The organism is Pseudomonas sp. MWU13-2100 (assembly GCF_023242365.1).
In the GTDB taxonomy this organism is placed as follows: Bacteria; Pseudomonadota; Gammaproteobacteria; order Pseudomonadales; family Pseudomonadaceae; genus Aquipseudomonas.
Map to the genome: position 1 here is coordinate 36,278 of NZ_JALLIX010000008.1, position 25,466 is coordinate 61,743.

Genomic DNA, 25,466 nt, shown 5'->3' on the forward strand with positions numbered 1-25,466 from the left:
AGGTTTCAGGTGCGCCCGTCTATCCCGGCGAGGGGAAAGGGGCTGCATCATGGCACTTCGGCGCGTTAGGATGGCGTGAAGTCGAGGCAGAGCCTCGCCGCGATCACAATGGGGAACATGATGACGGACAGCACCAAGACCAGCCCGACCACGGTCGAGGTCATCCTGCGGGAGAACTGCTTCAAGGGCTTCTACCGACTCGATCGCCTGCACCTGCGCCATGAGCTGTTTGACGGCGGCATGGGCAATACGATCAATCGCGAAGTCTTTGTCCGGCATGATGCGGTGTGTGTCCTGCCCTACGATGCCCGGCGTGATGAAGTGCTGCTGCTGGAGCAGTTCCGGGTCGGCGCCATGGGCAAGGCCGAAAATCCCTGGATGATCGAACTGGTTGCCGGTCTGATCGACAAGGATGAAGAACCGGAAGAGGTTGCCCACCGCGAGGCACAGGAGGAAGCTGACCTGAACCTGACGGCCTTGTGGCCGATCTCCCGCTACTTTCCGTCGCCGGGGGGCAGCAACGAATTGGTGCATCTGTACCTGGGGCGTTGCGACACCGAAGGGGCTGGCGGCCTGTACGGGCTGGCAGAAGAAAATGAAGATATCCGTGCCACGGTCTGGGCGTTCGAAGACGCCCTGCAAGCCGTGCGCGATGGGCGAATTGCCAACGCGGCGTCGATCATTGCCTTGCAGTGGCTGGCATTGAATCGCGCTGAAGTGAGGGGGTTATGGTCGTAAGTCTGTTGCGCGAACGTTATCGGGTTGACCTGGCGGGGCTGCAAGCGGCCTGCGAGGCCAACTATGCGCGCCTGATGCGGTTGCTGCCGCAGATGCGCGAGCAGCAGCGTGCACGGCGCATTGCCATGACCCAGGGCGAACAGATGCTTGGCGTGCTGGCGCTGGAGGTGTTGCAGGACAACCCCTACACCACCACCTTGCTGGTGCGCCAGGAACACAGCCTGCCATGGTTGCCGGTGCCGCAGTTGCAGGTGCAGGTCTACCACGACGCGCGCATGGCCGAGGTGATCAGTGCCGAGCATGCCCGGCGTTTTCGCAGTGTTTATCCATATCCGAACTCGGCCATGCACCAGCCGGACGAAAAAGCCCAGCTCAATGTGTTCCTCGGCGAGTGGTTGAGTCACTGCCTGGCTTGCGGCCACGAATTCGAGGCGGTTCGCTAGGTTGTATCCGGTTAAATGTGAAGTGTGTCCGTTTCACCCATTTCCTCTTTGCCGATTCCCCAACCATAATTGCCTAGGCGTGTTTTCCCGAGCGAAGCGTGCCGAACGACCCCTCAGCATTTTGCAGGAGAGCCTCTTGCCGAGCGAATCCACCCAATCGTCCCCCACGGACGCCGTGTTGCTGGTGCAACTGTCCGACAGCCACCTGTTTGCCGAGGCGGACGGTACGCTGCTGGGCATGAATACCCGGGACAGCCTGCAGCGGGTCATCGACTGCGTGCTGGCGGAGCAGCCCGGGGTCGATCTGCTGCTGGCCACGGGTGACCTGTCCCAGGACGGCACGGTAGGGTCCTATCGGCAGTTCCGGGAGATGAGCGAGGCAATCGGCGCGCCAGCGCGCTGGCTGCCCGGCAACCACGACGAGTTGCGGGAAATGGCTGAGGCCGCTCACCACAGCGATCTGCTCGAACCGGTGGTGGATATCGGCAACTGGCGGATTATCCTCCTGGATTCCGCCGTACCGGGCTCGGTTCCGGGCTATCTGCAGGACGAACAGTTGCAGTTGCTTGCGCAAGCGCTGAGCGAAGCGCCGCAGCGCCATCACCTGGTGTGTTTCCACCATCATCCGATTTCCATCGATTGTGCCTGGATGGAGCCCATCGGCCTGCGCAATCCGGAGGCGCTGTTCGCCGTGCTCGACCGCTTTCCCCAGGTTCGCGCATTGCTCTGGGGTCATATCCACCAGGAACTGGACCTCGAGCGCAACGGCGTCCGGCTGCTGGCGTCGCCCTCTACCTGCGTGCAGTTCGCGCCGGGCAGCGAGGATTTCAAGGTCGACGACAAGTCGCCGGGCTATCGCTGGCTGCGCCTGCATTCGGACGGACGGTTGGAAACGGCAATTTCCCGGGTCAGTGGCTTCGATTTCGAGGTCGATTACGGCGGTACCGGCTACTGACCACTTCTTCTTAATAGGTAGGAAGCGTCTCAGGGCGAGTCAGCGCGCCGGAGTCAGGCTAAACTGCGCGTCTTTGTCTGTGCGGTGCCTGGCTCTTGTGTGCGGGAGCCTGCCAATGGAGAGCGATCACATGTCCGGTTCGATCCTGTATATCCACGGTTTCAACAGCTCGCCGCTGTCGAAAAAGGCCTCTCAGTTGATCCAACTGATGGAGCGCCTGGGCCTGGAGGCGCAGCTGCGAGTACCGGCCTTGCATCATCATCCGCGCCAGGCGATGCTCCAGCTGGAAACGGCGATTGCCGAACTCGGTCGTCCACTGCTGGTCGGCAGCTCGCTCGGCGGCTACTATGCGACGTGCCTGGCCGAGCGCCATGGCCTGAAGGCGTTGCTGGTCAATCCGGCGGTGGCGCCGCACCGGATGTTCGACGGCTACCTCGGTCCCCAGCAGAACCTCTACAGCGGCGAGACCTGGGACCTGACCCTCGACCATGTGACGGCCCTGGCCGAGCTGGAAGTCCCGGCCCCCCGGGACCCGCAACGTTTCCAGGTCTGGCTGCAGACCGCCGACGAAACCCTGGACTATCGTGCCGCCCAGCAGTATTACCGGGCCTGTGCCTTGCGTATCCAGGCCGGCGGCGATCATAGTTTCCAGGGTTTTACCGAGCAATTACCGGCCTTGCTCAGCTTTGCCGGCATCGCTGCCGATACATACCAGGCGATCGATTTCTCGCAGCTCTGATGCCCTGAGGCACGGTGTTTTGAGAATGACCCCTATTCATAGACGACTGACGACGAGACCCCATGGCCACTCCCAGCGCTAGCTCTTATAACGCAGACGCCATCGAAGTCCTCTCGGGCCTCGACCCGGTGCGCAAACGCCCGGGCATGTACACCGACACCAGTCGGCCGAACCACCTTGCCCAGGAAGTCATCGACAACAGCGTCGACGAAGCCTTGGCCGGGCATGCGAAATCGGTGCAGGTGATCCTTCATGCCGACCATTCCCTGGAAGTCTCCGACGACGGTCGCGGCATGCCGGTGGACATTCACCCGGAAGAGGGCGTGTCGGGCGTCGAACTGATCCTCACCAAGCTGCACGCCGGCGGCAAGTTCTCCAACAAGAACTACCAGTTCTCCGGCGGCCTGCACGGTGTCGGGATCTCCGTGGTCAACGCCCTGTCGAACCAGGTGCGGGTGCGGGTCAAGCGCGACGGCAACGAATACCAGATGACCTTTGCCGATGGCTACAAGGCCACCGAACTGGAAGTGATCGGCACCGTCGGCAAGCGCAACACCGGTACCAGCGTGTACTTTGCGCCGGACCCGAAGTATTTCGATTCGCCGAAGTTTTCCGTCAGCCGCCTCAAGCATGTGCTCAAGGCCAAGGCGGTCTTGTGCCCTGGGCTGCTGGTCAGCTTCGAGGACAAGGCCACCGGCGAGAAAGTCGAATGGCATTACGAAGACGGCCTGCGTTCCTACCTGGTGGATGCGGTCAGTGAATTCGAGCGCCTGCCGGACGAGCCGTTCTGCGGCAGCCTCGCCGGTAATAAAGAAGCGGTGGACTGGGCCCTGCTGTGGCTGCCGGAAGGCGGCGACAGCGTCCAGGAAAGCTACGTCAACCTGATCCCCACCGCCCAGGGCGGTACCCACGTCAACGGTTTGCGTCAGGGCCTGCTCGATGCCATGCGCGAATTCTGCGAGTTCCGCAGCCTGCTGCCGCGTGGTGTGAAGCTGGCGCCGGAAGACGTCTGGGAACGGATCGCCTTTGTCCTCTCGATGAAGATGCAGGAGCCGCAGTTCTCCGGTCAGACCAAGGAGCGCCTGTCTTCCCGTGAAGCGGCCGCGTTCGTTTCCGGGGTGGTCAAGGACGCCTTCAGCCTGTGGCTCAACGCCAACCCCGAGCTGGGCATGCAACTGGCGGAACTGGCGATCAACAACGCCGGCCGGCGCCTGAAGGCGAGCAAGAAGGTCGAGCGCAAGCGCATTACCCAGGGGCCGGCGCTGCCGGGCAAGCTGGCCGACTGCGCCGGACAGGACCCGATGCGCGCCGAGCTGTTCCTGGTGGAAGGTGATTCCGCCGGCGGTTCGGCCAAGCAGGCGCGGGACAAGGAGTTCCAGGCGATCCTGCCGTTGCGCGGGAAGATCCTCAACACCTGGGAAGTCGACGGCAGCGAAGTGCTCGCCAGCCAGGAAGTGCACAACATCGCCGTGGCCATCGGTGTCGATCCGGGCGCGGCGGACATCAGCCAACTGCGCTACGGCAAGATCTGCATCCTCGCCGACGCCGACTCCGACGGCTTGCACATCGCGACCTTGCTCTGCGCGCTGTTCGTCCAGCATTTCCGCCCGCTGGTGGATGCCGGTCACGTCTATGTGGCGATGCCGCCGCTGTATCGCATCGACCTGGGCAAGGAGATTTTCTACGCCCTCGACGAAGCCGAGCGTGACGGCATCCTCGACCGCCTGGTGGCCGAGAAGAAGCGCGGCAAACCCCAGGTCACCCGATTCAAGGGCCTGGGCGAGATGAACCCGCCACAGCTGCGGGAAACCACCATGGACCCGAACACCCGGCGCCTGGTGCAGTTGACCCTGGACGATTTCGAAGCCACTTCGGAAATGATGGACATGCTGCTGGCGAAGAAACGCGCCGGCGATCGCAAGACCTGGCTGGAGTCCAAGGGCGATCTGGCCGAGGTCCTGACCTGATGCGTGGTTGCCCCGGCGGCGAACCACGGCTGCCGGGCCTGCGTGTTGAATACCCCCGAATTCACCTGCGCGGTGCTACAGCCGCCGCGCCAGACTACGAACTGATGAGGCCCGCATGAGCGACTCCCTTGATCTCAGCCTGGATGGCGTAGAACGCCGGTCATTGGCTGACTTCACCGAACAGGCCTACCTCAACTACTCCATGTACGTGATCATGGACCGTGCGCTGCCGCATATCGGCGACGGCCTGAAGCCGGTACAGCGGCGGATCGTCTACGCCATGAGTGAGCTGGGGCTGGATGCCGACGCCAAGCACAAGAAATCCGCGCGTACCGTCGGCGATGTGCTCGGCAAGTTCCACCCCCACGGCGACTCCGCCTGCTACGAAGCCATGGTGCTGATGGCCCAGCCGTTCAGCTACCGCTATACGCTGGTGGATGGCCAGGGCAACTGGGGGGCGCCGGATGATCCGAAGTCCTTCGCGGCCATGCGTTACACCGAATCGCGGCTGTCGCGTTACTCCGAAGTGCTGCTCAGCGAACTGGGCCAGGGCACTGCGGACTGGGTGCCGAACTTCGACGGTACCCTCGACGAGCCGGCGGTCTTGCCGGCGCGTTTGCCGAATATCCTGCTCAACGGCACCACCGGTATCGCCGTGGGCATGGCCACCGACGTACCGCCGCACAACCTGCGGGAAGTCGCCAGCGCTTGCGTGCACCTGCTGGATGATCCGAGTGCCAGTGTCGAGGAGCTGTGCAAGTTCATTCCGGGCCCGGATTATCCGACCGAAGCGGAAATCATCACCCCGCAAGCCGACCTGCTGAAAATCTATGAAACCGGGCGTGGCTCGGTGCGCATGCGCGCGGTCTACCGCATCGAAGACGGCGATATCGTCGTGCATGCCCTGCCACACCAGGTCTCCGGGGCCAAGGTGCTGGAGCAGATTGCGGCGCAGATGCAGGCCAAGAAGCTGCCGATGGTCGCCGACCTGCGCGATGAATCCGACCACGAACACCCGTGCCGAATCGTGATCATTCCGCGCTCCAACCGCATCGACCTCGACGAGCTGATGCAGCATCTGTTCGCCACCACCGACCTGGAGTCCAGCTATCGGGTCAACATCAATATCATCGGCCTCGATGGCAAGCCGCAGTTGAAGAACCTGCGCACCTTGCTGGTGGAGTGGTTGTCGTTCCGTGTCAACACCGTGCGCCGGCGCCTGAAGTTCCGCCTGGACAAGGTCGAGAAGCGCCTGCACCTGTTGGACGGTTTGCTGATCGCCTATCTCAATCTGGATGAGGTGATTCATATCATCCGCACCGCGGAACACCCGCGGGCCGAGTTGATCGCGCGTTTCGACCTCAGCGAGATCCAGGCCGACTACATCCTCGACACCCGTCTGCGCCAGTTGGCGCGGCTGGAAGAGATGAAGCTGCGCAACGAGCAGGATGAGTTGCTCAAGGAGCAGGCCAAGCTGCAAGCGCTGCTGGCCAGCGAAGCCAAGTTGAAGAAGCTGGTCCGCACCGAACTGCTGGCTGATGCGCAAACCTACGGCGATGACCGTCGCTCGCCGATTGTCACCCGTGGCGAAGCCAAGGCCCTGTCGGAAAACGAACTGATGCCGACCGAGCCGGTCACGGTCGTTCTGTCGGAAAAAGGTTGGGTTCGCTGTGCAAAAGGCCATGATATTGATGCCACGGGCCTGTCCTACAAGGCCGGTGATGGTTTCAAGACCTCGGCCGCGGGGCGCTCCAACCAGTTCGCGGTGTTTATCGATTCCACCGGGCGCAGCTACTCGGTGGCGGCACATACCTTGCCTTCGGCCCGTGGCCAGGGCGAGCCGCTGACCGGTCGTCTGACGCCACCACCGGGAGCCAGCTTTGAATGCGTGCTGCTGCCTGAAGACGAGGCCTTGTATGTCATCGCTTCCGACGCCGGGTATGGTTTCGTGGTCAAGGGCGAAGACCTGCAGGCCAAGAACAAGGCGGGCAAGACCCTGCTGAGCCTGCCCAATGGCTCCAAGGTGATGCCGCCCAAACCGGTGGCCGACCGCGAGCAGAACTGGCTGGCGGCAGTGACCACCGAGGGCCGGCTGCTGATCTTCAAGGTCAGCGACCTGCCGCAACTGGGCAAGGGCAAAGGCAACAAGATCATCGGAATTTCCGGTGAGCGCGTGGCCAGCCGCGAGGAATACGTCACTGACCTGGCAGTGATTCCGGACGGCGCGACCCTGGTGTTGCAGGCGGGCAAACGTACCTTGTCGCTCAAGGCCGACGACCTGGAGCACTACAAGGGCGAGCGTGGCCGGCGCGGCAACAAGTTGCCACGGGGCTTCCAGCGGGTGGACGCGTTATTGGTAGAAGGTCTCGGTTAAAGCGGTTTAGAGCGTTCATTCAGCTTATTAGCAGGAAGATCGCCACCGCGGTACTGGAGTCACGGCGCATATTCACGGATGATATGCGCCTCTTGCGGCACCCGCGTGGCGGCGTGCCCAAACGAATTTTTGGATCAGACTGTGGCAGGGCCTTGTGGCGGCCACCTGGATGGGATGATGACTGTTCTGCGCCTTCCTTTTATTTTGCTGCTGAGCGGCCTGCTCGGCTTGGCCGGCTGCAGCGTGCACCAGCCGATTTCCCTGTATCAGCTGGACAGCGGCACACCGGGCCAGCCTCAGCAAAGCGCGGGGATGTCGGTGGTGCTCGGGCCTATTATCCTGGCCGATTACCTGCAACGCGAAACCCTGCTGCAGCGCCAGCCCGATGGCAGCCTGACCGCGGCGACCGATGGTCGCTGGGCCGGCAGCCTGTCGTCCGATATCAATCAGTTGCTGGTTCGCCAACTGGCCTGGCGTCTGGACAGCCAGCGCGTGGTGCTGGCTCCGGCGATTGCCGGGACTACGCCGGATGTGCAGGTGTTGCTGTCGATTACCCGGCTGGATTCCGGCACCCGGCAACCGGCGATCCTCGACGCGCAGTGGCGTTTGCTCGACCGTCGTGGGCAGGTCCGGGATAACCGCATCGTCCATCTGGAGCAGCAGCACACCGGCACGTCGGCGGCGCAGGTCCAGGCCCAGGGCGAGCTGTTGCAGCGCCTGGCCGAGCAACTGAGCGTAGCGCTCAAGCCACTGGCCAATCAGACGCCGCTGGTTGAAAACCGCAAGGCGGCGGCCCCGGCGCCGGCCAAACAGGCCGGGCCCGAGAAACCGAGGATCCCGATGGCTTCGCCGATTCGCACGGATATGGAAGTGTTTCGCTTCTGAGGTCGGGACACCCACCCAACAAAAAGCCCGCATTCAATGCGGGCTTTTTGTTGGGTGCGAGAACGGCTATGAGTTCAGGCGACTTTGTGGGAGCGGAGCTTGTCGGACCACCGCACCGCCGCGAAGGGGGCCTTGAGGCCGCTAAAAGCTTCGCGGGCAAGCTCCGCTCCCACAAGGGGGATTGTGATCCGATCAGGCGGGTCGTTATCAGTTCTTGGCCCGGTTCTCGTGCATCCGCGCCAACTGGCGTTCCAGCATCGACGGATACGGCTCCATCAAGCGCTCCACACAGCAGGCACCCTCGGGGCTGGCAATCGGACGAATGCGCGCACGCTGGCGAATCAGCGAGTCGTCACTGATACGGCGTTCCACCAGCAGCAGGTTGCGGCTGTGTTGCGACAGCGCCAGGGCGTCCTGGGCGGTTTCCGTCAACAGCAGGTCAATCTGGCTCAGGCCGAACAACTCGTCGCCCAGGGTCAGGCCCAGCTGCAGTTGCAGTGTGATGCCGCTGTCAGCTACTTCGATCTGCAACTGGTGGCCCAGCGCCCGGAGCAGCTCGCCACAGCAGATGGCGTTGGTCAGGTAGTCATCGCCGCTGTCTTCGCTGTGGAAGAGCATCAGGGTGCTGCCGTCGTTCAGGGTGTGCAGTTCGCTCTCATACAGCGAGGCGGCCTGGTCCAGGCAATCGCGGTAACGGTCCAGCAGTTCCGTCAGGCGCGCGCGTGGCAGGCGCCGCAACTGGTCCTGGGCACCCAACTGCACCGCCAGCACCGCGCTGTGCTGTGGCTGGCTCGGCGCTACCGGCTGCGGCTTCACGGTCGCGCCGCTGGCGGTCTGCGGGCTTTCCCGCAGGTCGGCGAAAGGGTCTTCGTCGTCCAGTTCATCTTCCACGTTGCTGACGATATGCCGCGGAGCCGGCTTGGGCGTCGGGACCGCCGCGCGCTCGTCGAAGCTCGGATCGCGCAGGTTGCGGACCTGGAAGGCCGGCTCGGCGCGCTCTTCTTCCTCGACGTAGTCGTTTTCGTCGTAGTCGATTTCCGGTTCAGGCTCGGGCTCCGGTTTGACCGGGGCGAAGCGCGAGTGCAGTTGGCGCGCCAGGTCGCCGATTTCATCCTGGCGCTGGGTGGCCGGAGTATGTTCGTCCATGTCCCGCAGCCAGACCCGCAGTTGCAGCAACGGCGTGGAGATATGCCGGCCCAGGCGCAGGCTCAGGGCCAGCGCCAGCGCCAGCAGGATCGCGCTGAGAATGCCCATGCTTTGCAGGCTGATGGTCATCGGCTGCTGGAATTGCGCCATGTCCAGGCTGATGCGCAGATGCCCGGCGGTCACGTCCTGGAAGGTGATCTTGGTCTGGTACAGCCCTTCGGCCTCGCCCAGCAGGCCGTTTTTCGGGCGCTGGCCGGCTTCGGCGAGGATGCGGTTATCCACACTGTAGATTGCCGCGTGGGCCACCAGCGGGTTCTTCGTCAGGTTGTTCAGCAGCACGTTGAGGCTGAGGATGTCGTTGGACACCAGCAGTTCCGTGGCAGAGGTGGCCGTCTGGGTGGTCAGGCTCTGGCCGAGGGCATCGGCCTGCTGGTGCATGGCTTCCTTGAACTGCAATCCCATCACGCAGGCATAGATCACCAGCGCCAGCGCGACGAGGATCACGTTGTGGCTGGCGATGCGCAAGGCGAGCGGTACACGGCGGTGACGCAAGGCCCGGAAGATCAGCAGGAAGAAGTTATCGGTTTTGACTGGCGTGGGCCGGTTCACTGAGCGCGGCTCTTTTGTCCGTGAAGTTGACGCGCAGTATAGCGAGAGCCCCTAGACCGGCAAAGCGCTGGCTGTGCCCGATGGTCAGTGAAAGTGGGTAGAATGCGTTTTTTTTAACGAGCGGGGGTGCGCTTTGCGCGAAATCGTCCTGATCAGCATCACCGGAGAGGACCGTTCGGGTCTGACCGCAGCCACTGTTGGCGTGCTGGCACAAGGTGCTGTGAATATTCTCGATATCCGCCAGGCGGTTATCCATGGCAGCCTGGCGTTCGGCATTCTGGTCGAATTTGCCGACGCTGCGCGATCCGCCTCGACGCACCTGGACATTGAGGCCAGCACTCCCGGGCGCGAACAGCAGGTGCGCTTCACCCGACTTTCCGCGGCCGAGCACCAGGACTGGCTGGCGAACGAGGGCCAGAAGCGCCATGTCGTGACCCTGATGAGTCGTCAGGTAAACGCCGAACAGTTGCAGCGGGTGACGTCGATCACCGCGCGGCACGGCCTGGAGATCGAGCGGATCGACCGTCTGTCGGCGCATACAGCGTCTGACACGCCATCGGGCCTGAGCAAGAGCTGCTTCGAACTCTCCATGCGTGGTGAATTGACGGATCCGCAGGCCTTGCGCCGCGAATTCCTCAACGCGGCCCAGGAACTGAATGCCGATATCGCCCTCCAGGAAGACTCGTTGTTCCGCCGTCACCGGCGCCTGGCGGTATTCGACATGGACTCGACCCTGATCGAGGCCGAAGTGATCGACGAATTGGCCAAGGCCGCCGGCGTCGGCGAGCTGGTCTCGGCCATCACCGAGCGAGCCATGGCCGGCGAGCTGGATTTCCGTGCCAGCTTCAAGGAACGCCTGGCGCTGCTCAAGGGCCTCGACGTCAGTGTGCTGGACGCCATCGGCGCCTCGTTGCGCCTGACCGAAGGCGCCGAAGTGCTGTTCGCCGAGTTGAAGCGCCTGGGCTACAAGACCGCGATCCTCTCGGGCGGCTTCACCTACTTCGCCAAGCAATTGCAGGCGAAGTTGGGCATCGATTATGTCTTCGCCAACGAACTGGAAGTGGTGGATGGAAAATGCACGGGCGTGGCCATCGAGCCGATTGTCGATGCCCAGCGCAAGGCCGATCTGCTGCGTGAGTTGGCCGAGAAGGAAGGCCTGAGCCTGGAGCAGACCATTGCGGTCGGCGACGGTGCCAATGATCTGCCGATGCTGGCGATTGCCGGGTTGGGCGTGGCGTTCCGCGCCAAGCCGCTGGTCAGGCATTCGGCCAAGCAGGCGATCTCGACTCTGGGGCTGGATGGGGTGCTGTATCTGCTGGGTGTACGTGACCAGGAAGGGCAACGCTGAATTTCGGCGTCTGTCAGATCGCATCGCCGGCAAACCGGCTCCTACAGGATTTTCCACAACGAGCCGAAATCATCCTCGGCCACGCCCAGGCCGCCAGCACTTGGGTCGGTCTTGGGCATTGCCGGCTGTTCGAGCAGACGGTACTCGAACTGATTGAAGCTACCGGTGCTGGCCAGACGCTTGTTCAGCCCGGCACGGCGCTCTTCACCGTTGCTGTTGATGATCACCTTGTGCCCCTCCTGGAATGGCAGGCGTGGCGCCAGTAGTGTGGCGGGGACGCCGATGGCGCTGATTTCCGGCAGCAGCAGTGCCCGCAGGTACTGACTATTGCCTTCGCCAGCGCGGACCAGTTGCAGGCCACAAGGCTGGGCGTGCGGGGCTACCAGCTCAATGCCCATCTGCGTGCCGCCGCTGCGCACCTGGCGTATCCAGCGCACCACGGCGACGCTCCAGCCCTGGCTTGAGGGATCCTGGACCCCGACCATTTCCCCGGCCTGCAACTGCGCGGGCACTTCCTTGGGCCAGGCCAGGCAGTAACCGCCGGGGCTGTGATTGATGATCTGCAGGCCGTGGGTGGGAAAGTCTTCGACGCTATTGAAGGCGGCCTGACTGCTGTCGGCGTCGCTGGTTTCATACTGGATTTCTTCGTAGGGCAACAGGGTATCGGCACTGCCGGCGCGCTGGGCGTCGAAGGCGTGGCTCCAGGCATCCTTTTCGCTGCTGTTGGACAGCATCGCCGCGAATTGCGCAGCCTTGCTGATCGAAGGGATCTTGAGGATATCGCTGAAAGAACGTTGGCCTCCCAGGTAGAAGTGCAGGGCGCTCATGCCGACACACAAGGTCAGGGTGCCCTGGCCCGGCGTGCGCTGGAAGGTCCGTTCGGCGGCTTCGCCCCAGGCGGCGCTCAGATGCTGCAGTACGTCGAGGCTCAAGCCGTTGGGCACCTGCAGGTGCGACTGGCTGCGCAGGTCGGCGGGCAGCTCGAGGTAATCCTTGATGGCATTGACCAGGGGCAGGGTGTCGATCCCGATCAGGTTCGGCAGTTGTTCCACGGCGAACAAGGACGTGTAGCGCGGTGGCGCGTCGCTCCCGGGCGCCACGGCGAAGAGGCTGGACGCTTGCTCGGCGCCTTGCAGTTTGACCTGGGCGCTCCAGGGTTCGAGGACCTCGGCCAGCCGGGCGATGTTGTTCTGGCGCATCTGGTTGCAGCGTGCGCACCCCAGCAGCAGGGCGACAATATAGGTTCGCTCGATGCTCAGAGGCAGCGGCTGGCTGGCCTGCTCGTCAAACACCGGCGTGTTGTGCACCTGATAGACAAGGGCCAGTTGATAAAGCTGGTGCACCTCGAACCAGAGGCTTTCCGGCACTGGACAATAGAGTTGACTGGCGCGCACCAGCGGGCCGTTGAGGCAGTGCAGGGCCCTTTGTATGGCGGTGGTCAGCAGGGGCGAGCGGTCCTTGCCAGTCTTTGAAGCCACGCGCATGGCAATCTGCTTGTAGCCGATGGCCAGGTGGTTTTGCAGGGCCTGGCAGAGGTTGGCGACTTTTCTCGGGCGCTCGTCGAGGACGATGGATTGGTTGAGAAAGTGCCGCTCCAGGTTCTTGCAGACGTAGTAGACCTCGGGGCGCAGCAGTTCCAGCAACTGCAGGCGGTTTTCGCTGGGGGTGAGCAACAGGTTGAGTTCGCCCAGGCCCTGATACAGCAGGCGAGCGGTTTCCCCGAGATTGGCTTTCGGCAGGCCGGCGATCCAGCGCTTGAGGTCGCGCGGTGTCGCATCGCAGAAAGACAGGCTCAACTGCGTGGGCGTCGGTGCGCGCAACAACAGATGGGGACTCGGATTGCTCATGTAGCGGTCCAGCTCCGGCAGCGAAACAACCTGGGACCATTACAGCCCGGGATGATAAAAACGATGGCAAAATAATGCCACGACTCTAGCAGGGTTGCGGGACGGCTACAGCCTTGCCGGTCCAAGCCGACGGTGACCTTGTCCCTGTTCTGGTCTTGCGGGCTCGCGAAAATCGCTCGCGAGCCTGAAAAACCGCTGCACATCAGGCCTGGACGGGAGCGCCAAGGCCTTGGCCCATACGTACGGGCGAGCCGGCGACCAGCCCCTCAACCCATTGTACCTGCTGTGGCCCGAACAGCACGATGGCGGTGGAGCCCAGTTTGAAGCGGCCCAGCTCGGCGCCTTTTTCCAGATGAATGGGCTGGCGGGCGGCTTCGTCGTAGCGCACGGTTTTCAGTTCGCGCTTGGGCGGTGTGACCAACCCGGCCCAGACGGTTTCAATCGAGGCGACGATCATCGCGCCGACCAGGACCACGGCCATCGGCCCGCGCTCGGTATCGAACAGGCAGACCACGCGCTCGTTGCGGGCGAACAGCTCCGGTACGTTTTCCGCGGTGGTCTGGTTGACCGAGAAGATCCGTCCTGGCACGTAGACCATTTCCCGCAGGGTACCGGCCAGGGGCATATGGACCCGGTGGTAATCCTTGGGCGACAGGTAGATGGTGGCGAAGTCTCCGCCCATGAACGGTGCGGCGGCGGCCGCATCGCCACCGAGCAGTTCCAGCACGCTGTAGCTGTGGCCCTTGGCCTGGAACACCCGGCCGTGTTCGATCGGGCCGAGTTGGCTGACCGCGCCGTCGGCCGGGCAGAGAATCGCGCCCGGGGTTTCATCCAGCGGGCGCGCACCGTCTTTCAAGGCGCGGGTGAAGAAGGCATTGAAGTGCTCGTAGGCGGTCAGGTCCTCGACCAGCGCCTGGGACATGTCCACCTGGTAGCGCTTGGCGAACCAGGCGGTAAAGGCGTTCTTGAACCAGCGCACGCGGCATTCGGCAATACAGCCGGCCAGGCGCGACAGCAGGTGATGGGGCAGCAGGTACTGGCTGAGGATGAACAAACGCTTTTTCATCAAGGATCCTTGGGAATCTCAAATCTCTACAGGGGTGTCGGGGTGGTTGCCCCATTCGCCCCAGGAACCGGCATAACCTTTGACGCGCGGGTAACCGAGCGCCTTGGCGACCAGATAGGTGAAGCCAGAACGATGGTGGGTCTGGCAGTGGGTGATCACTTCCTTGTCCGGGGTGATGCCCAGGTCGGTGAGGATCTGTGGCATGTCGCGGCGGATGCGCAATTGGCGCTCCTTGTCCATGCCGGCGGTCCATTCGAAGTTCACCGCGCCGGGGATGTGCCCGCCCTTGGCGGCGAGGACTTTCTCGCCGCTGTATTCCTGCGGGCCGCGGGCGTCCCAGATGGCCAGGTCGGCGGCGCCAAGGCGGCTTTGCAGGTACTCGCGGGTGGCGGTGGGTTCGTCGTGCAGTGTCAGGGCGATGGGGCCGCCGACGACCGCGGGGGTGTCGCTGTCGACGGGCAAACCTTCGCCCAGCCAGGCGTGCAGGCCGCCATCGAGGTAGTGGTAACGGCTGTGACCGATCACGTCCAGCAGCCAGATGAAGCGTCCGGCCCAGCCGCCGCCTTCGTCGTCGTAGACCACATAGATCGCGTTCGGGTTATGGCCCAGTTCGCCGAACAGCGCTTCGAGCAGTTCCTTCGGCGGCATCAGACCGGGTGCCGGTGGTTGGCCCAGTTGGGTGCGCTTGGGATCGACGAAACGTGCGCCGGGAATATGCCCGCTGGCATAACGGGCGCTGCTGCTCAGATCCACCAGGATCAGCTCGGGGGCGTCGAGGCGGGGCAGCAGGTCGCTGGGCTCGATCACCAATGGCAAGCCAGAGAAGTCAGGCATGTGAGGTCTCCAGGGCACAAAAAGGAAAGATTGTAACGCAGCGTCAGGCGCCGCGGTTGGTAAAGGCATGCAGCGCCTTCTCGATGCACTGTGCGGTTTTGCCGAAGGCCTGCACGGTCATTTCCGAGAAAGGTCCGCCGCCCTGGTCGGCCACTAGCAGCATGATCACCCGGCCATTGTTGCTCAGGGAGCGCAGCAACAGGTGTTCGCCGGGGAACTGCCCCCGCAGGTTGCCGGGCAGCAGCGCGGAGAACTGGGCATTGTTGGCCGGGGTCAGGCGAATCTGCGCCGGCTGGTTCAGCAGCCGTTGCAGGACCGGGCTCGGGCTGACCTGCAACACCAGGCTGGCCGACTCTTTCGCCAGCCCGGCGATCTGGTGCACGCGCAAGCTGCTCTGGGTGCGGTCGGCCATCAGGATCATCACCCGGCGCAGGCCGCAGGTGGTCAGGGCGTCGCGGGCAACGCCGGTCAGGTGCATGGCGTTGGTGAACCGGCTGGGTTCGGCGAGCAGTTCGGCGCAGTGTTTGCGCCAGAGAGCCAGGGCCTCGGGGGAGGGATCGGTCGCCGGTAGCAGGCCGCTGTGGACGCGGCGCATGCTGCCGCGCCAGATCAAGGCTTCGGCCGGGTGCCAGAGGTCGGGCATGCTGTGCTGGTTGGCGCTCTGTGCCGCCTGCTGGTGCAGTTGCTGTTGCAACTCGTCCATGGGCAGTTGCAGGTACAGGCTGGTCAGGTATTGCCAGCGCAGGTGGTGCGGGCTGTCCCAGGCCTGTTGCGCCGAGAGGGCCAGGCCGTTGGCCAGCAGTACCGTATTGGCCGGCTGGTTCAGCCAGCGGCGCAGCTCCGGATCGGCGTCGAGCTGTTGTTGCTGGTGCAGGCGGTGCTCGCTGTCGCGGGCGATGTGCAGCGCCCTGGCCAGGGTGCGCAATTCGGTTTTCAGCAGGTGATAGCCCTGGGTCACCCAGTTCGGCAGGCGCCAGATATCGGCCATTGCCTGGCACAGGTCGAGCAGGCGCACGCCGAACAATTGCTGCTCGACGGTCGCGGCCGATTCATTCTTGTGAATCACCCGCAGCTCCCAGTCTTCGAGCAGGTTCGGGTGCGTCAGGGCCAGCGGCCAGAGTGGCGAGAGAAACAACAGGCTGCCCCAATGGATATCCTGCCAGAGCCGCGCCAGACGGGCGGCGAACAGGCCGTTGGCCTGCTGGCTGGCGTGCTGGCTGATCAGCTGGAGCTGTCGCAGGGCCACTGGAATCTCTTCCGGCGCCCTGGCCGGCAGGCGTGCCAGCAGTTCCTCGGTGCGCTTCAAACCCAGGCGATTGATCGCCACTTCGAGGTTTTCCGCCGGCTCGGTCATGCTGCCATGGGTGTGCTGATTGGCCTCGCAGATCACGCTCAGCGCCAGGGCCGGGCTGTCCTGTATGAGTTCGGCGATATCGCGCAGCGAGCTGCGGTTGTCGCGAATGGCGCGGCAGACGCGGTCGTGACTGTCCTGGGGGACGGGCAAACGCACGGCTTGCAGCAGCTTGATCCAGCCCTGCAAGGTGTTGGGTTTTTGCGTGGAGACAGTCGTTTCGTTAGCCATATTCGAGCGCGATCATCATCACTGTTAACAGGCCCGTAATGGGCTGGGCAGGCGCTGCGCAATCGACCGTGCAAGCTGGCACATGGCCGGTTTTCTGGCTTTTCGCCTGAACTGGCTATAGTCTGGCGCAGATTCGCCGATAAGTAGAAGAAGAGATTGATTAACTTCCGAATATGACCTTGAACCCGACTCAGTAAGTGCTCTCTACCTATGGCTAAAATTATCGGCATCATTGTCGTATTCGCGAGCGTGCTCGGCGGGTACGTGCTTTCCCATGGCAAGATTGCCGCACTGATCCAGCCCTTCGAGGTGATGATCATCGCCGGTGCGGCCTTCGGTGCGTTCCTGCAGGCCAACCCGGGCTACATGACGATGCACGTGGTCAAGAAGTCCTTGAGCATGTTCAGTTCGCGGTTTACCCACACCTTCTACCTCGAGGTCCTGGGGCTGATCTACGAGATCCTCAACAAGAGCCGGCGTGAAGGCATGATGGCGATCGAGGGCGATATCGAAGACGCCGCCGCCAGCCCGATCTTCGCCAAGTACCCGGCGGTGCTCAAGGACGAGCGCATGACCGCGTACATCTGTGACTACCTGCGGATCATGTCCTCCGGCAACATGGCGCCCCATGAACTCGAAGGGCTGTTCGACATGGAGCTGTTCTCCATGAAGGAAGAGCTCGAACATCCGGCCCATGCCGTGACCGGCGTCGCCGATGCCATGCCCGGCTTCGGTATCGTCGCCGCGGTACTGGGGATCGTGGTGACCATGGCCTCCCTCGGCGAAGGCGACCAGAAGTCCATCGGCCTGCACGTAGGGGCGGCGCTGGTAGGTACCTTCTTCGGTATTCTCGCCGCCTACGGTTTCTTTGGCCCCTTGGCGACCTCCCTGACCCACGATGCCAAGGAAGAGCTGAACATCTACGAAGCGATCAAGGCTTCCCTGGTGGCCTCGGCCTCCGGCATGCCGCCGTCGCTGGCGGTGGAGTTCGGGCGCAAGGTCCTGTATCCGAAGCACCGTCCCAGCTTCGCCGAGCTGGAACAAGCGGTTCGCGGTCGCTGAGTCATGGAAAACAATCAGCCGATCATAATCAAGCGCGTCAAGCGCTTTGCCGGTGGGCATCACGGCGGCGCCTGGAAAATCGCCTTCGCCGACTTCGCGACGGCGATGATGGCGTTCTTCCTGGTGCTGTGGCTACTGTCCACCGCGACCCCGGAACAGAAGATCGCCATCGCCGGCTATTTCAAGGACCCGATCGGCTTCTCCGAGAGCGGTACGCCCTACATCATCGACCTGGGCGGTTCGCCAGTGCTGGCACCGGACAAGACCCTCAATCCGGAAGTCAAATCCGAGCCGCAGCCGGACAAGGTCAAGGTCGACACCGATCAGGTGGAGAGCATGGCCGAGCAGGTGGAGAAAGAGCGCCTGGAATTGTTGATGCAGGAGCTGCATAAAAAGGTCGACGAGAGCCCGGAACTGCAGAAATTCAAGGACCAGATCAAGTTCGAGATCACCCCGGACGGCCTGCGTATCCAGATCATGGACGCGGAAAACCGGCCGATGTTCGACTCCGGCAGTGCGCGCCTGAAGCCTTACTTCGAAGACATCCTGCTGGCCATGGCCGATACCATCAAGGCGGTGCCGAACAAGATCAGCATCAGCGGTCACACCGATGCCAAGCAGTACGCCGGCACCGGCGGCTTCAGCAACTGGGAATTGTCGGCCAACCGCGCCAACGCGGCCCGACGTGCCCTGGTGGCCGGCAGCTACCCGGACACGCAAGTGGCACGGGTGGTGGGTTATGCCTCCTCGTCGCTGTTCGACAAGGCTGATCCATTCAATCCGGTCAACCGTCGCATCGATATCGTGGTCTTGACCAAGAAGGCGCAGAAGGCCATCGAAGGCGAGCAGGGTACGGATGATGCCAAGCCGGTACCGACCGAAGGGCAAGGTGCGCCGGGTGAGGTGCCGGCGGACCCGAACGCGCTGCCGGCCGACAAGCAGCCGCTGCCGGCCCATGAGGTGCGGCAACGCTTGAACATCTTCGAGGATGGGGTGCTGAAGATGGACGAACCGGGCCAGCCCAAGACGGGCTCGTAAGCCAGACAACAAGGCCGCGATGATCGCGGCCTTGTTGTTTCCATCATCCGCTCGAACGCTTCAATAGCTGTCTTGCGGCAGGCTGGCGATGATCGAGCGGTAGCTGTTCATCCGCTGTTGCTGCACACGGCCGTCTTCCAGGGCCTTGAGCAGGGCGCAGCCGGGTTCGCGGTCATGTTTGCAGTCGCGGAAACGGCAGGTGCCGATCAGGTCGTTGAACTCGATAAAGCCTGCTTCGACATCGGCACGGCTCACGTGACCCAGGCCGAACTCGCGAATCCCCGGGGAGTCGATCAGTTCACCGCCACCGGGGAAGTGGAACAGCCGCGCGGTGGTGGTGGTATGGGTGCCCTGGCCGGAGAGCTCCGAGAGCGGGCCGACGCGGGTGTCCACCTCGGGCAGCAGGCTGTTGACCAGCGAGGACTTGCCGACCCCGGACTGGCCGACGAACACGCTGATGTGCCCGTCCAGTTGTTGCTGCAACTGTTCCATGCCGTTGCCGTGGTGGGCCGACACTTCCAGCAGCGGATAACCCAACTGCCGGTAGACCGCCAGCAACGCATTCAGCGCCGGGGCGTTCTGCTCGTCGATCAGGTCGAACTTGTTCAGCAGCAGCAGCGGTCGGATGCCGGCGTGTTCAGCGGCGACCAGGTAGCGGTCGATCAGGTTGGCATGGGGCTCGGGGAGTGGGGCGAAGACGATCACGATCATGTCGACGTTGGCGGCCACCGGCTTGAGCTGGCCGCGGCTGTCCGGGCGCTTCAATTCGGTGCTGCGTGGCAGTTGCGCGACGATCACCCCGATGCCCTGGTTGCCGGCACGCCAGACCACCCGGTCGCCGGTCACCAGCGCCGGCAGGTTGGCCCGCAGGTGGCAGCGGAACACCTGGCCCTTGAGCTCACCCTCCAGCGCCTCGACTTCGACCTGCACGCCGAAGTGCGCGATCACCAGGCCCGTCTGTTCGGCACCCAGGTCACCGCCTTCCAGTGCTTCCACGGCCTGGGACTCGCGTTTGGCGGCGCGTGCGGCGCGTTCGCCCTGGATCTTTTCGATGCGCCAGTTCTGGCGGCGGTTGAGCTGGCGTTTGGCCATGGGTGTTCCGTGTCGTTGAATCGGCGGGGAGGGTCTAGCGGTCGCGAGTTTAGCACGCCCGGCAAGCGCGGCCTGCGCTAAACTGTGCGGCTACGCCGAGGAGCCAACCCATGCAAAACCCACAGAACCTGATCTGGATCGACCTGGAGATGACCGGCCTGAACCCGGACACCGACGTCATCATCGAAATGGCGACCATCGTCACCGACAGCAACCTCAACACCCTGGCTGAAGGGCCGGTGATCGCGATCCATCACAGCGATGAGATTCTCGCCGGCATGGACGAGTGGAACACCCGCCAGCATGGCGGTTCGGGGCTGACCCAGCGCGTGCGCGACAGCCGGATCGACATGGCCGAGGCCGAGGCGCAGACCATCGCCTTCCTGGAGCAGTGGGTGCCCAAGGGCAAGTCGCCGATCTGCGGCAACAGCATCTGCCAGGACCGGCGTTTTCTCGCCCGCCACATGAAGGCGCTGGAAAACTATTTCCACTACCGCAACCTGGATGTCTCCACCTTGAAAGAGTTGGCCGCACGCTGGGCGCCGGAAGTGCGTGACAGCTTCCAGAAGGGCAGCACGCACCTGGCGCTGGACGATATCCGCGAATCGATCGCCGAGTTGCAGCACTACCGCAAGCACTTCATCAAGTTCTGATCGTTTGACCGGTCTTATTGTGTGTGGGAGCGGAGCTTGCCCGCGAAGCCTTGCAGCGGTTTCACTGGCCCCTTCGCGGGCAAGCTCCGCTCCCACAATGATAGGCGTCGGGCTTGACTGGCGGACATTGGAACTTGCCCGCGCTCTTTTGGTGCGCGGCGCAAGACAGTAGACTGCGGGCCTTCTCTCGCCCGGATCGCCATCATGTTGCTGATGCTCTACCTCGTCGCCATTACCGCTGAAGCCATGACCGGTGCCCTTTCGGCCGGACGGCGCGGCATGGACTGGTTCGGCGTGGTACTGATTGCCTGCGTCACCGCCCTCGGCGGCGGTTCGGTACGCGACGTGCTGCTTGGGCATTACCCGCTGACCTGGGTCAAGCATCCGGAATACCTGGTGCTGACCTCGGTCGCGGCGCTGGTGACAGTGTTTATCGCACCGTTGATGCGTCACCTGCGCTCACTCTTCCTGGTGCTCGACGCCCTGGGCCTGGTGGCCTTTACCCTGATCGGTTGCATGACCGCCCTGGAGATGGGCCAGGGCCTGATGGTGGCTTCGGTCAGTGGGGTGATCACCGGGGTGTTTGGCGGGGTCCTGCGCGATATTTTCTGCAACGATATTCCGTTGGTTTTCCGTCGTGAGCTCTATGCCAGCGTCTCCTTCGCGGCGGCCTGGTGTTTCCTCGGTTGCACCTATTGGCAGCTGCCCCACGAGCAGGCCATTTTGATCACGCTGTTCGGGGGCTTCCTGCTGCGTCTGTTGGCGATTCGCTTTCATTGGGAAATGCCGAAGTTCGTATATAACGATGAGGCCTAGCAGGGCGTATATATTTATTGTTTGAAATCTTATTGTTGATCTGAATCGGTGGGTTCGGATCAACAAATTGCGTTTTTCTTTTGAAAAGGACAGCGAGTAGCCTTGTGACTCAAAAGTAGTAATAAGGATATTACGATGTCTGAGTCGCTTCGCCCTGAAGACCTTTCTTTGCGCGTCATTGTGCCGGGCAGGTTTGATCTATGAGTCAGCTACTGTTCGACTCCGCGACGAATCAATATGAGCTGTCAGGTGATGGATTAAGCAAAGACAGCCTGGCCTGCCTAGATGAAGTCAGACGGGCCCTGAAAAAATATGACATTTCTTTCCCGAGCCTTTATCTGGAGGGTCAGGAGGTGTGTGCTGCCCAAGGGGGAGTAACTTATACCTTGGGCACAGTTTATACGCAGGGCGCGCATGAGCAGCGCATTATTTATCCGTGCTTTCGAGATGAGTTTGTCTTTGATTTCGTTCGGGATATAACGTCCTTCTTCCTCTGGAAAGACATGGATCGAGCGTTGGCGGCTTCCTATGTGCAGCTCAAGTCGGCGTTGATGGAAGAAAATTCTGGCGAGGCGCATCGGGTCAACTTGGTATTGGTCCAGGATTTCATCGCCATGGCCAGCCTGGAGGGCGAGCACTTCAGGGTGAAAAAACAAGAATTGGATTTTCTGAATGGCCTGGTCTGTCTTTATCAACTGGGGGTCGCACAGGCGAAGATGAGAGCCTTCCATGGGGTGAGTCTGGCGAATCCCATGAAATCTGGCAGAAAAAGTCGTCGCAAGCGCGCCGTCGAGCACGCGTTGAATCTTCTGGTGGGTGATGATGTTGCTGATATCAAACTTTATCAGCTGGTTGCCGCGCAAAGTCCCGATTCTGCGGCAAGCATGCAGTTGATTTCAAAATACCATAGGCGCTGGAAAGGCACTATCAACACCCGGCAGGAGTTTTCAAGCTTTTTGTCCTCCATCAATCTCTGGTCAATGCCGCCTTCCCTTTTTGCCGGGTTCCATCAACTAAATGCGTTGAGAACACGGAGCCTGGCACAAATCCTACTGTCTCTCCCCGCCGAAGGCTCCGCTGCGTGGCGAGGGATATTTATCAGTCTCCACGGAGAGCTTGAGCTGTTTAGACGGCGAGAGCTGGGCCGCATCCTCAGGCCTGGCGGCCGTCACTATCTGGAGTTGGGGGCGGATTACTCAATCAGCAATAATGAGTTGGTTATAAAATACTCTGCCGCTGCGGCGGCAGGTGTGTCTTTTGACGGAGTTGTCAATGTTATTGGGCATGGTCGTGATCTAGAAAGGCGTGTCTCAGGACACCCGGAGAAGGTCGCAGAATGGCTATATAACAATATATTCAATACTTATGCCGCCGCAGGACTCAGGGCGCTGAAGGTGATCAACTTTCAAACCTGTCATATTTCTCAGACGCTGGCCACGCACATTACCTGCCTGCTTCTAGAACGGGCGTTATTTCATTTTGAAAAAGACAGAATCCCCAATGTGCTCATTATTTCCAGTCCCAGGACCTCTTTGGTATTGACGTCGCAGTTGCTGTTCGGTCGTCCGCGCTCGAGCACATGGCAAGAGCAGCATCTTGTTTTTCCTGGGCATGTGCTCAAGGCATTCAGGTATCTCATCGATCATTCATCAGGGATTCAAGTGGCGATCAAGGAAAATTTTGATTGGTCCCGGGCTTTTTCTGAACCCCACAACCTTTCATTCGTGGATTATTTGAGACGTACCCACGTTTTAGCGGTGAGGCAGGTTTCTGCCAATGCGAGCGATATTCATTCTATCGAGAAAACAGCCTTCGACCGCATCAGGAATTTTACGCAGGCAGAGTTCGATATTCGTAACCGACGGCTTGATGAGTGTGCTCGACTGATCAGCGATCATTTCTCCGCAGAGGATGGGGATATTCAAAAATTGGTGGAGATAGCCTCCATCGCCGAGGCATCAAGGCTGTTGCCCGTCGGTGAAGTCGAAACCGCTCGAAAAGTGATAGGTTTCCTGGTGGGGTTGAAATCGGCAAGAAACCGCAATGACCCGCTGGCGGGTTATCATCTTTATAACGAAACGAAAGTAAAATTCCTGATTGATCCTTATGACCCCTATGGGGCTGGAAAGATAAGGTATATATCGGACATTATTTTCAGGTTGTGTGGTTCGCCGACACCTAACAGTGAGGTTGGCTATGCGGTGGCCCACAGGAAATTTTTCCTGATCGATAAGCAGGACTATCTGGCGATGACCGGAATCAATATCGATTTCGCGGCTCGTGAGTTTTTCAAGAATTATCCGTATATACAGTTTGCTCCGAGCGAGTTCCATTCTTTTCAAGTGGCCACTCCTCAGTCGGACATGATGACTGTGAATGCGGCCCTGCGGCAGAGTCTCTGGGGCAGCGAACAGCTCGGGGTGTCAACGCGGGCGCTGAGGGCCTTGCTCGAGGGGGGGGACGAAACGAAGATCCTGCCGGCCCTGGATCAGTTGGAAAACAACCTGAGTCGCAAGAAGGCACTACTTGATGACTCACGGTCCCTGGGAAACTTGCAAGAAACCCAGGAACAGCTCCGCCGCGCCAAAAGCAGTATCCAGAAAAAGGAAATCTCACCCAGGGTCCTGAAGAGCAGCGCGCGCGTGGCCACCGGCACCAGTCGGTTACTGGGGGCGTTCGGGGTTTTTGCGGATTTCCGAACCCAGCCTTTCCACCTTGATTTTTCATCTGCCAGGTCAGGGGTCTTCACCGTCAGTGATTCGCTGGCGGTGGTCAAAGGGGTCTTTGATTTCACCACGGATATCGGGCCGGTGCTGGCCTTGCGTCTGGCCTCCAGTGCCACCCGGGCGCTCTGGCGGCCCAGGCTGGACCAACTCTTCTTCAAGATGAACAAGGTGCTGTTGCCCCTGGATGTGCTGTTCACCGCGGTGAGTCTCTATCGCAACATCGAAGGCGCTCAATTGGCCAAGACCGCCGAAGAACAAGTGCTCTATATCACCATGACGGTCATCGATGCGGCGGCCTTTGGGGTGAACCTGGCGGCATTTGTCCTGATTGGCGTTCCCGGGCTGAATGTCGTTCTTGTTCTTCTGGGGGCGGCGCTGGCCATCGTCAATATCATCCTGAATTCGATCGTTAGCCTTTCGCAGCTGGACAACTACCGCTGGAATGAAAAGGTCGGCCTGTTCTTCAGCAATATGTTCGGCTCTGCGGCGCTGGAAGGGATCCTGACCCAGCAGCAGATGCGCAGGGTGGCGGACCAGCTCTTTGATGGGAGTGATGTCACCACGGGTTTGCAGGACGATGGCATCGATCTGTTTCTGACACCGATGATCAATGACGCCGACGATCATGATCAGACCAACCCTCTCAAGGACGTCGGTACGGTTAACCAAGACGCCAGCTTTCGCCAGGAACCCAGGGGTTACACGTTGTCACCTTCGGGGTTTGGCCCGGATGATCTGAAGTCCTGGCCGGATGCCAAGGACAGGGGGAAAACCGAACAGGTTCACAAAGGCTGGTACCTGCGTCGCCGGGAAGTGCGCCGAGGGCGGGAGCGAAAGCTGATGGTGACGATGCCTTCGACGCCGAACAAACCGTTGGAAGTGCTGGATTTTGGCCCGATCCCGACGATCCTGTTATTCGGCGCCACCCCGCACCTGCTGCTGAACGTCAATCCTTTCGGTTGGGCTGCGGGAGAGTCCCCGGAGGAACGGGCCCGCAACAAATACCAGGTCAGGCTGCACCCCGAGACCAGTTACACCCTGCAGTTCAAGAGCAGCGTGATGGCATCAAGGGACCTCGACTCCAACTTCGGCAGTCGAACCGAACTGATGGTCCCAGAGGAAGCATTCCAGGCACTGCCTCAAGTCAGCCTGGATCTGCCGAGCCAGGAAGACGCGCGCGTGAGCATTCCCGAGTTGGACTTGTCGCGGTCTTCCCTGGAGGTCGTCAAGTTCAAGGACAAGAGCGCCTTCAAGCTGGATCTGGTCAGCACCGATGGCCACACCCCCTGTGCGCTGGAGCAAGTAGTGCGAACCGTGCAATTGCCCGCCCATATCCAGTTCAAGAGCGGAGAGCAGCACCCGGTGATGGCGGTGGTCGGGGAGGGCTCGCGGATTACCTTGAGAAATTCGAAGGGACGGTCCCTGCTGCTGTTGAGACGCAATGTCGCTCGTTGCGAGATCGATATCCAGGCGTCGGTCAGCCGTTTTGCGGTTTCCATTTAGCGGTGCGCCTGGCGTTTTGCACAGCCTCAAAACACTTTAAGGG

19 protein-coding genes are annotated in these 25,466 nt (G+C 61.6%); 13 read left to right on the forward strand and 6 right to left on the reverse strand.

All coding sequences use genetic code 11. The annotated features are described in order from the left end of the window. The first annotated feature begins 120 nt into the window (after nt 1–120). The 7 genes from M5B99_RS07990 (at nt 121) to M5B99_RS08020 (ending at nt 8,101) form a co-directional block, all read left to right on the forward strand. The gene (locus M5B99_RS07990; protein ID WP_248803528.1) at nt 121–738 is read left to right on the forward strand and encodes an NUDIX domain-containing protein; all 618 of its coding nucleotides are present in this window, start codon (nt 121–123) and stop codon (nt 736–738) included. Beyond that, nucleotides 729–1,181, forward strand: coding sequence for a DUF1249 domain-containing protein (locus M5B99_RS07995; protein ID WP_248803529.1), 453 nt, complete (start codon nt 729–731; stop codon nt 1,179–1,181). Before M5B99_RS07990 ends, M5B99_RS07995 begins: the two co-directional genes overlap by 10 nt. 136 nt (nt 1,182–1,317) lie before the next feature. Continuing rightward, nucleotides 1,318–2,136 (forward strand): 3',5'-cyclic-AMP phosphodiesterase, encoded by an 819-nt coding sequence (cpdA, locus tag M5B99_RS08000; protein WP_248803530.1) that lies wholly within the window; start codon nt 1,318–1,320, stop codon nt 2,134–2,136. 130 nt (nt 2,137–2,266) lie between these two features. Continuing rightward, nucleotides 2,267–2,875, forward strand: a complete 609-nt coding sequence (locus M5B99_RS08005; RefSeq protein ID WP_248803531.1) for a YqiA/YcfP family alpha/beta fold hydrolase — start codon at nt 2,267–2,269, stop codon at nt 2,873–2,875. A gap of 62 nt (nt 2,876–2,937) precedes the next feature. Continuing rightward, nucleotides 2,938–4,842 carry a DNA topoisomerase IV subunit B gene (gene parE, locus M5B99_RS08010; protein WP_248803532.1) on the forward strand — a complete coding sequence of 635 codons (1,905 nt, stop codon included), beginning with the start codon at nt 2,938–2,940 and terminating at the stop codon, nt 4,840–4,842. A 115-nt stretch (nt 4,843–4,957) separates the two neighbouring features. Then, nucleotides 4,958–7,216 carry a DNA topoisomerase IV subunit A gene (gene parC / locus M5B99_RS08015; RefSeq protein WP_248803533.1) on the forward strand — a complete coding sequence of 753 codons (2,259 nt, stop codon included), beginning with the start codon at nt 4,958–4,960 and terminating at the stop codon, nt 7,214–7,216. A gap of 174 nt (nt 7,217–7,390) precedes the next feature. Continuing rightward, entirely contained in the window at nt 7,391–8,101 is a 711-nt protein-coding gene (locus M5B99_RS08020) for a membrane integrity-associated transporter subunit PqiC (RefSeq protein ID WP_248803534.1), read from the forward strand. 207 nt (nt 8,102–8,308) lie between these two features. On the opposite strand, the gene M5B99_RS08025 is transcribed toward M5B99_RS08020, so the two are convergent. Further along, nucleotides 8,309–9,856, reverse strand: a complete 1,548-nt coding sequence (locus M5B99_RS08025; RefSeq protein ID WP_248803535.1) for an AhpA/YtjB family protein — start codon at nt 9,854–9,856, stop codon at nt 8,309–8,311. A gap of 133 nt (nt 9,857–9,989) precedes the next feature. Here M5B99_RS08025 and serB point away from each other — a divergent pair, with 133 nt between their 5' ends. Continuing rightward, on the forward strand, nt 9,990–11,204 hold the full coding sequence (gene serB, locus M5B99_RS08030) for a phosphoserine phosphatase SerB (protein ID WP_248803536.1): 1,215 nt from the start codon (nt 9,990–9,992) through the stop codon (nt 11,202–11,204). A 41-nt stretch (nt 11,205–11,245) separates the two neighbouring features. Here serB and M5B99_RS08035 read toward each other — a convergent pair whose 3' ends face one another. The 4 genes from M5B99_RS08035 to M5B99_RS08050 form a co-directional block, all read right to left on the reverse strand. Further along, nucleotides 11,246–13,051 (reverse strand): molecular chaperone, encoded by a 1,806-nt coding sequence (locus M5B99_RS08035; protein ID WP_248803537.1) that lies wholly within the window; start codon nt 13,049–13,051, stop codon nt 11,246–11,248. Between the two features lie 202 nt (nt 13,052–13,253). Next, on the reverse strand, nt 13,254–14,117 hold the full coding sequence (asd, locus tag M5B99_RS08040; RefSeq protein WP_248803538.1) for an archaetidylserine decarboxylase: 864 nt from the start codon (nt 14,115–14,117) through the stop codon (nt 13,254–13,256). An 18-nt stretch (nt 14,118–14,135) separates the two neighbouring features. Further along, a complete protein-coding gene (gene rhdA / locus M5B99_RS08045; RefSeq protein ID WP_248803539.1) occupies nt 14,136–14,951 on the reverse strand; it encodes a thiosulfate sulfurtransferase in 816 nt (271 codons plus the stop codon). A 43-nt stretch (nt 14,952–14,994) separates the two neighbouring features. Further along, on the reverse strand, nt 14,995–16,533 hold the full coding sequence (locus M5B99_RS08050; protein WP_248803540.1) for an HDOD domain-containing protein: 1,539 nt from the start codon (nt 16,531–16,533) through the stop codon (nt 14,995–14,997). 210 nt (nt 16,534–16,743) lie between these two features. Between M5B99_RS08050 and motA the strand changes: the two genes are divergently transcribed. Both motA and motB read left to right on the forward strand, forming a co-directional pair. Next, a complete protein-coding gene (gene motA, locus M5B99_RS08055; protein WP_248803541.1) occupies nt 16,744–17,595 on the forward strand; it encodes a flagellar motor stator protein MotA in 852 nt (283 codons plus the stop codon). A gap of 3 nt (nt 17,596–17,598) precedes the next feature. Next, complete coding sequence (gene motB / locus M5B99_RS08060; RefSeq protein ID WP_248803542.1) at nt 17,599–18,633, forward strand: flagellar motor protein MotB; 1,035 nt, start codon at nt 17,599–17,601, stop codon at nt 18,631–18,633. Nucleotides 18,634–18,693: 60 nt separating this feature from the next. Here the strand turns inward: motB and rsgA are convergent, their stop codons facing one another. Then, nucleotides 18,694–19,725 (reverse strand): small ribosomal subunit biogenesis GTPase RsgA, encoded by a 1,032-nt coding sequence (rsgA, locus tag M5B99_RS08065; RefSeq protein WP_248796027.1) that lies wholly within the window; start codon nt 19,723–19,725, stop codon nt 18,694–18,696. Between the two features lie 110 nt (nt 19,726–19,835). Between rsgA and orn the strand changes: the two genes are divergently transcribed. The 3 genes from orn (at nt 19,836) to M5B99_RS08080 (ending at nt 25,423) form a co-directional block, all read left to right on the forward strand. Further along, nucleotides 19,836–20,378: an oligoribonuclease gene (gene orn / locus M5B99_RS08070; RefSeq protein WP_248803543.1), complete on the forward strand. Its 543-nt coding sequence runs from the start codon at nt 19,836–19,838 to the stop codon at nt 20,376–20,378. A gap of 201 nt (nt 20,379–20,579) precedes the next feature. After that, entirely contained in the window at nt 20,580–21,194 is a 615-nt protein-coding gene (locus M5B99_RS08075) for a trimeric intracellular cation channel family protein (RefSeq protein WP_248803624.1), read from the forward strand. A gap of 200 nt (nt 21,195–21,394) precedes the next feature. Continuing rightward, nucleotides 21,395–25,423 carry a hypothetical protein gene (locus M5B99_RS08080; protein ID WP_248803544.1) on the forward strand — a complete coding sequence of 1,343 codons (4,029 nt, stop codon included), beginning with the start codon at nt 21,395–21,397 and terminating at the stop codon, nt 25,421–25,423. Nucleotides 25,424–25,466 lie beyond the last annotated feature (43 nt).